4 protein-coding genes are annotated in these 4,551 nt (G+C 33.9%); all 4 read right to left on the bottom strand.

Annotated features, from left to right (window positions below; genetic code table 11):
* Positions 1–848: 848 nt before the first annotated feature.
* Genes BLS65_RS17220 through BLS65_RS17205 form a run of 4 tightly spaced genes read right to left on the bottom strand, consistent with a single transcriptional unit; the run spans position 849 to position 4,342 of the window.
* Positions 849–2,696 (bottom strand): HsdM family class I SAM-dependent methyltransferase, encoded by a 1,848-nt coding sequence (locus tag BLS65_RS17220; RefSeq protein WP_092441030.1) that lies wholly within the window; start codon positions 2,694–2,696, stop codon positions 849–851.
* A gap of 11 nt (positions 2,697–2,707) precedes the next feature.
* Entirely contained in the window at positions 2,708–3,274 is a 567-nt protein-coding gene (locus tag BLS65_RS17215; protein ID WP_092441029.1) for an HNH endonuclease family protein, read from the bottom strand.
* Positions 3,258–3,932, bottom strand: coding sequence for a response regulator (locus BLS65_RS17210; RefSeq protein WP_092441028.1), 675 nt, complete (start codon positions 3,930–3,932; stop codon positions 3,258–3,260). The genes BLS65_RS17215 and BLS65_RS17210 overlap by 17 nt, the downstream gene beginning before the upstream one ends.
* 5 nt (positions 3,933–3,937) lie before the next feature.
* Entirely contained in the window at positions 3,938–4,342 is a 405-nt protein-coding gene (locus BLS65_RS17205) for an ATP-binding protein (protein WP_244500714.1), read from the bottom strand.
* Between the last annotated feature and the right edge of the window lie 209 nt (positions 4,343–4,551).

The following is a 4,551-nucleotide window of genomic DNA, read 5'->3' as shown; positions in this document are numbered from 1 at the left end:
CTGAATTAATTGTCGTACATCCATGATATCTATCTTCTTTGCGGCCATATCCCTGATTTAAGTTTCAGCGATAAGATAGAAATCATTCCTTTCAATGGCTCAATGGCGCAATTTGCGTCGAAACGGGTGGCGCAACTTCGACCGAAACAATAGCCTAAATGCACCTAAAAAAGTGGCACAACTTCGACCGAAACGCCTGGCACAACTTGAACCGAAATGGGTGGCACAACTTCGACCGTTTTATCTACATTCTAACGAGTTCCAATTTTTCTGCTTGAATATTCATGGCTCATCTTTTCTGCAAAGGTAAATATTATTCGATTAAAGGGCAATGTTTGTTGTCTCTTACCATGATTTACAACCGTCGAGTGTGTTTTTCCGTAAGGGATTATTCCGCTTGGCTCCTTGAGGACTTCGCCGTTGCGGGCTACTTTACTGGCCAGCTACACCGAACTTGATGTGTGGAAGAATGTTTGAATAGCCACTTAAACCCCAATGTTTTATACCACGTGTGTGCCTTGCATGGTAAATATAGTAAAAGTTCTTTAATTGGAAGCGTTGTGGGAGCAAGGCTCGCATGGTGTGAGAGGCTCTCCCCATCGGCTTAGTTGGCGGGGCAGCCTGCACCATCGGTTGTTATTCGGCAAATGTATATATCGAAATTTATCTCTTAAAATATTTTGTCAGGACTTAGAATTCGATTACCTGCTGGGCTTCTTTTCGGTCGAAGGTCTATCATGTCGAGTTTGCACTGTCACTGTTCTATGGCTTGCAGGTTTTTTTGCTTTTTTAGTGCTGGTCTGTGCGAAGGCAAAAAAGCAAATGTGCCTGCAAATGCGTTGGCTGAACTATTGTCGTAGGTCAATGTCATATTTACTTTCAAAAAACGTGTCAAGAACATTTCTGTCCTGCTCTTTAAGGACAAAATCTAATTCGTCATTATCTAACTGGCAGATACCGAAATTTCTAATGTAATTGCCGTTAAGTGAATAGTAATTGGAAGTGTATGGTTTACTTGTCGTTTTAATGTAATACCAAAAAAGTCTGGATTCCATTATTTTCTTAATTAAGAGCATTTCCTTTTCACTATGGCCAATAATTGCCTGACCGTTGTAAAACAATAAATTGTCGTCAGTGTTAATGATGTAGCTTGGCGTTCTATCCGACATCTTTGGAAAGAACATTTTATTCTTAACCTTTTCCAATGATTGTGTTCTACCAAAAGCAAACCAGTTTTCGTATTCTCCTTTTCCTTTGTCACGTTCTGCAAGAAGCCTTCTTTTGTTTTGCAGATATAAGTATGCTTTGGGAAAACGGTCCTTTATAAATGCCTCATCTAAAAGTTTTGCTTTTTCACTATTGTCATAAGGAAAAATCACTTTCTCCTTCAAGTTTTTAAGAGTTACTTCTCTGCTTAGTTTATTTGTATTTACAATGTCTTTGCATATTCCTTTTTCAATTTGATAAAGGCTTCCGTTTTGCAAATAATAATAGTCATTATCTTCTTTTACTGGATTAAAAATGTAAATATCATTTCTTAGAGTTGCAATACCGTGCCTTGTTTTATAAATGTTTCCAAATGCAACACCAGTTGATTCTATTTTTGAAATTATTTTATTGTCTTGCAAATTCCATCCAGTGTTAGAGTTTAGTCCTGAATAAGAAATTTTGCTAAATACACTCTCTTGTTTAGGAATCTCTTTATCAATACATCTGTAATACTTGATATAATCGTGTTTCGTATTTTCAATTATACAGATGCAGGTGTATGTGTTTTTAGATTTGAAAATTTGCTCAGTTCCAAAATCTATAATTTTAAACTTGATGCTTTTCTTTTGAAAATAATTCCGTAAAGCTCTTCCATTTAAACTTTTGAAAAAACTATTCATAGTTATAAAACCAAGAATACCGTTTTCATTCAGACATTCAATTCCAATTTGAAAAAATGGAATATACAAATCAGGATTCCCTGATTTACAAACCTCCCAATTTGCAAGGCTTAATTTCACTTCATCACTTAGGTTCCTTGCACACACATAAGGCGGATTTCCTAACACAATGTCAAAGCCAGTGAACCTATTTAGGGTCTCACTCCAATTAAATTTTAATGCGTCACCTTCAAATAAATTAAAATGAAATTCCTTTTCATCCTCACCTTCAGACAATGCTAAAACTGAAAGTAATAGTTTTGTTCTCGTAATAGAGTAGGGTTGAATATCTAAACCGAAAATTTGAGTACTGAAAATTTCCAAATAAGATTTATTGGTTTTCTTTTTTAATTGCTTTGCTGCACTAAAAAGAAAACCACCACAACCACATGATATGTCTGCAATTTTTGCATTAGCAAGTGTTTTGTTCTTAGAATGAAATGATTGCTGAATGACAAATTCTCTAATGTTTACAGGTGTATAAATCGCCCCGTTGATAATTCTATCAGCAGGGGATATTACAAATTCAAAAAGCTCAATTAGTTCTTCAAATTCAAATTTAGGAATTTCTATTTCAAGAATTGAAATAAATTTTTGAAGAGTTGAATATTCTTCCTTTTCATTTTCTAGAATTGAAAAAGATTTGAGAAACTCATTCTTCTTAACTGCTAATTTGTTTTTATAGAGAAATCCAGAAATAATTAGCCGGTCAACTTCATTCGGCTGAGTTGAACACTGACTTAAGTATTTGAATACTTGATTTCTCATTATAAACTCTTCTACTGATTAACCTTAAGATATTGCAAATAAGTTGTAAACTCTTCTGCCAATTCACTGTGAATGATTCTTATATCATTTATCAATTCCGCATTTTTTGGATTTTTTATTTCGGTTTGAAGTTTCAATAGGCGATTATAGATTTCATCCAACTTCCATATTAGTTTGTATCTTGATAAACCAAGTTGCAATTTGGAATGCATATAGGTTGCCTCCTTTGAGGTTTTCTTTGGAATTATCCCACCGTCATTATCCCTCTCAAAATGTTCGTTAAAGTCAACATCACAAGGGTCAATATATTCACCTTCATCATCCGACTTTAAAATATTGACATAAGAGCAACAGTAAACAAGGTTTGAATAATCAGTTTCTAGTTTGGGGCTTTTTGAAAAAGGTTTAAAATGGTCAATATGAAAATTATTCTTCCCCCCAAACCAAAAGTCAGGACAGTCTGTATACCCACATCTTGAATTAAAATCCTCTGCTAAGTATTGCTTGAAACTGCGATAACTTGCATATGTTTTTAAACAAGTTCTTACTGGACTAGTATGTCTAAATATATTTGGCATCCTTGTCTATTTTTCTTAGAAGTTCGTCAACTTTATTGAGAATACTATCTAGTCTATTTGAATTTGAAAGGGATTTATATTCTGATGGAATAGAATTTTTTGCATCAATTGACTTTTCTAAAAAATCATCAAGTTCAATTATTCTATTTTCAATATCTATATCCGCGTTACCAGTCTTCCTTAAGTTTACTAATTCATCTAACTCTTTCTTTGCATCTTCAATTCGGGATTTGTAATGCTCTATTTGCCCAAGAACTCTATCAAGAAATTTGGCTTTAGCATTTTCATCTTCCTTTTTATAAAGTATGTTTTTAATGTAGACGATATTAACATCTTCACTTTGGTTTACTGCTTCATCATCTAACGCTGTCAAAACGAAACATGGAAAATGATTTCTAATTGATTGATATTCTTCAACTAAATCAACTCCATTATAAGGTATATTGTATTTAATATCGTTTTTCATTTCATTCAAACGAAAATCGACTACCAGTGCATCAGGAGCCAACTTAATGATATATTCAATCATTTCTTCTTTTGAAGCTAAGGGAAGTGCTGTCAAAGGAACTAATTCAACCCTTGAAGGGAATTTTTCTACAAATTCTTCAAAATCGTCCAAGGTTTCTTTTTCCTCGTCTATAAATAATATTTTATACATGACTTCTATCTTTTATATTTTATTGGAAATGTAATTTTTAATCCAAAGCCTATTTCAGGATATAATAATTGCGCATTACCATCATTTTCTTCAACAATCGATTTTACTAACCACATACCTAATCCGGTCCCTTCTTCTTCACCAGTATGCTGATTCCTCTTTGTCGTAAATAATGGCTCAAATATTTTTTCTGGTTCGGTAATGTCTTTAGAAAGACCTGGACCATTATCGTAATAATCAAGAATTATTTCTTTTGTATTACTAGAAACTTTTACTATGATCTTTCGCTCTCTATCTTCTTTAGAAATAATAAAAGCATCAATTGAGTTTACAAGTAGATAAAACGGTCGAAGTTGTGCCACCCATTTCGGTTCAAGTTGTGCCAGGCGTTTCGGTCGAAGTTGTGCCACTTTTTTAGGTGCATTTAGGCTCTTGAAAGGAATGATTTCTATCTTATCGCTGAAACTTAAATCAGGGATATGGCCGCAAAGAAGATAGATATCATGGATGTACGACAATTAATTCAGTTAAAAATCAAAGGAGAAAGCAACCGCAGCTGTTCTTCAAGTTTAGCCATACACCGCAATACGGTAAATTACTATGTCCGACAGCTGAAAGC

The organism is Williamwhitmania taraxaci (assembly GCF_900096565.1).
Taxonomy (GTDB): Bacteria; Bacteroidota; Bacteroidia; order Bacteroidales; family Williamwhitmaniaceae; genus Williamwhitmania; species Williamwhitmania taraxaci.
This window is presented reverse-complemented; position numbering and strand designations above follow the sequence as displayed.